This is a genomic window from Streptomyces sp. NPDC046876, from assembly GCF_040645035.1.
Taxonomy (GTDB): Bacteria; Actinomycetota; Actinomycetes; order Streptomycetales; family Streptomycetaceae; genus Streptomyces.
On record NZ_JBEYXK010000225.1, the window covers coordinates 1 to 2,073 of the forward strand.

A 2,073-nucleotide genomic window follows, 5' to 3' on the forward strand; every position below is an offset into this window, starting at 1 on the left:
TCATGAAAGCAAGTTGAAAATCTCCAGGGAGACTCACGCTTTGACTAGCTAGTTCACCAGCAATCGCAAAATAGCGCAAAATAGCGCTCACTGTTTCTAACGGATTTTCAGAATCAACAGCAAGACCTGCAGCGACAACGCTACTCAGTAAGCAGCCTGTTCCTGTAATCGAAGCCATAATCGGACTTCCAAAAGGAATTTCATGACAAATAAATGCCCATGGTTTTGAGTTCGTTCATCGTTGCATGGATCAGGCGATTCACCATTTAAGAGACTACTTAGAAATCCGGGAAGCCAGGTATACCGGATCGAAAGAAGTGCCCTTTCTTTTTGTCACGCTTTATGGCGGTTCTGCCCGTCCTCTCTCCCGTCGTGCCATCGAGAACTTGGTAACCAAATACACTGCAGCATTTGCGCAAGGAGAAGGCATGAGCCCTCACAAACTACGACACAGTTTTGCAGCGGATTTTATAAGAAATGGTGGTAATATTGTCCTTCTGCGAGATCAGCTAGGACATAGCAACATTGAAACCACTTCTCTCTATACGAACTTATCTAATAAAGATAACGAACAAGTACTGACGCGGATGGAGACCAATCGGTTAAAGCGTGCAGAACAGAGAAATAAGAGCGACTGAAAAGGACAGACGGCTTAGTAAGCTGTCTGTCCTTTTCTATATTTGCTTTACTACCGAACAACTTCTAGCATTGATCTACTAAAATTCCTTAAATAAGTATTTTGCGAACATATAAAACTGTATAATAACATCTGAAATTGCTTTGGAAGAGTCTTACATCTTTTGGATTTACCAACTTTTCATGCCTAAAAAGCCTTTCAATTGAGAACTTTATTTTTAACGTAATATTTTCCGGTAGAGTTTGAAATTTAGAAGAAAAGAAAAACCATGGATGAGTTCCTTTATAATTTCCCTCAACCATGGTTTATTTACCAACTATTCTATGCTTTTATTAAGAAACATCTTTCTTACTATACTGAAGTCATGCTTTAATTCTACCTCTTTGATATCCCATTTTTCCTTGCGGATTCTTTTAACGATCATCTCTAGTGCTTCTGAGAAGTAAAACATGATGAATTCTCGCAATTCTTCACTGGATTTGTTCCTCCATTTTTCAGGTGGCATGCCGATTTCCAGAGCGATATATTTCTATTTCTTACTTAACCGCATATTTTTGCAACCTTCAAAATCAATGCTCCATATTTCTCCTCCTACTCTTAGAGTAAGAGCTATCTCCTCAAGTTCTGAGCAATAAATTTTGTTGCAGTACATACCTAACAATCGATTTAATTCAATAACATGAGGTAGTAAAACTTTGCCTAAAGTAGGATCGCCCAATTCTGAACCCATTGTCAAATAATAATCTGGTTTATTATTCATTTTTTTACCTCTTTCTTTTCCTTTTACCTGCCCATCTTTCTTTGTTCTCAGGTCCGGGATACCTTTCAACTAATCTTCTCTCAAGTCTAATCATTTTATTCCTTGGACCTCGTTTTACTGTTAAAACGTTACCGCCATTTCTCTGCTTTTTCGAGTACCTTTTGTTTGGATCTGCATGTTTAGTAATTCCCCACTTCAGAAAATTCCCATCTCGGTCCAATTTTTTGTATAGAGTAGCTGGTCTTCCATCTACTTTGTTTGCATGCACCCCCAATATTCTTCCAGCTTTTTTTAAATGTCCTACTCTTGCAAAACTGCTTCCAGATGCCCAAGCTACGGAGCCGGCCAATGCCCAGCCGCGCTTGCCTTTAGCTCTTCCTGCTTTATAGGCTTTATAGCCGTCATATGCTGCAAACCCGGCGTTGACAGCCAGCCAGAAGTAATTGCCATCTGGATCTGTATACATGATTGGGTTGCTACTCGCGTAGGCATATCCGTTCTGCGTTTTTGGATCATCTGTATCTCCACCTTCTGGACAACGGTTCAAGAGATTGAAACAGCTGAAAACGTTGATATGACCAGTGTTGACCAAAAGGAAACTCTTGAAATGACAAATGAGCATAGCCGGTACTTACCAGAGGGCACTTATATTAATAAGAAAAAAGAAAAAGAAATA

The 2,073-nt window shown here is 39.5% G+C and carries 4 protein-coding genes; 1 reads left to right on the forward strand and 3 read right to left on the reverse strand.

From position 1 onward, the window contains the following. Window positions 1–211: hydroxyethylthiazole kinase (locus tag ABZ924_RS38545; protein ID WP_361920405.1), on the reverse strand; the 211-nt coding region annotated here is incomplete at its 3' end. Window positions 212–245: 34 nt separating this feature from the next. Between ABZ924_RS38545 and ABZ924_RS38550 the strand changes: the two genes are divergently transcribed. Beyond that, window positions 246–638: a tyrosine-type recombinase/integrase gene (locus ABZ924_RS38550; protein ID WP_361920399.1), complete on the forward strand. Its 393-nt coding sequence runs from the start codon at window positions 246–248 to the stop codon at window positions 636–638. 528 nt (window positions 639–1,166) lie between these two features. On the opposite strand, the gene ABZ924_RS38555 is transcribed toward ABZ924_RS38550, so the two are convergent. Beyond that, window positions 1,167–1,367, reverse strand: a complete 201-nt coding sequence (locus ABZ924_RS38555; RefSeq protein WP_361920401.1) for a hypothetical protein — start codon at window positions 1,365–1,367, stop codon at window positions 1,167–1,169. Between the two features lie 34 nt (window positions 1,368–1,401). Beyond that, window positions 1,402–1,863 (reverse strand): hypothetical protein, encoded by a 462-nt coding sequence (locus ABZ924_RS38560; protein WP_361920403.1) that lies wholly within the window; start codon window positions 1,861–1,863, stop codon window positions 1,402–1,404. Between the last annotated feature and the right edge of the window lie 210 nt (window positions 1,864–2,073).

What these genes read in the sequence shown, in the direction of transcription:
- ABZ924_RS38550 (WP_361920399.1), top strand. Translation starts at nt 246, where the DNA reads ATGGATCAGGCGATTCACCATTTAAGAGACTACTTAGAAATCCGGGAA.
- ABZ924_RS38560 (WP_361920403.1), bottom strand. Translation starts at nt 1,863, where the DNA reads ATGTATACAGATCCAGATGGCAATTACTTCTGGCTGGCTGTCAACGCC.
- ABZ924_RS38555 (WP_361920401.1), bottom strand. Translation starts at nt 1,367, where the DNA reads ATGGGTTCAGAATTGGGCGATCCTACTTTAGGCAAAGTTTTACTACCT.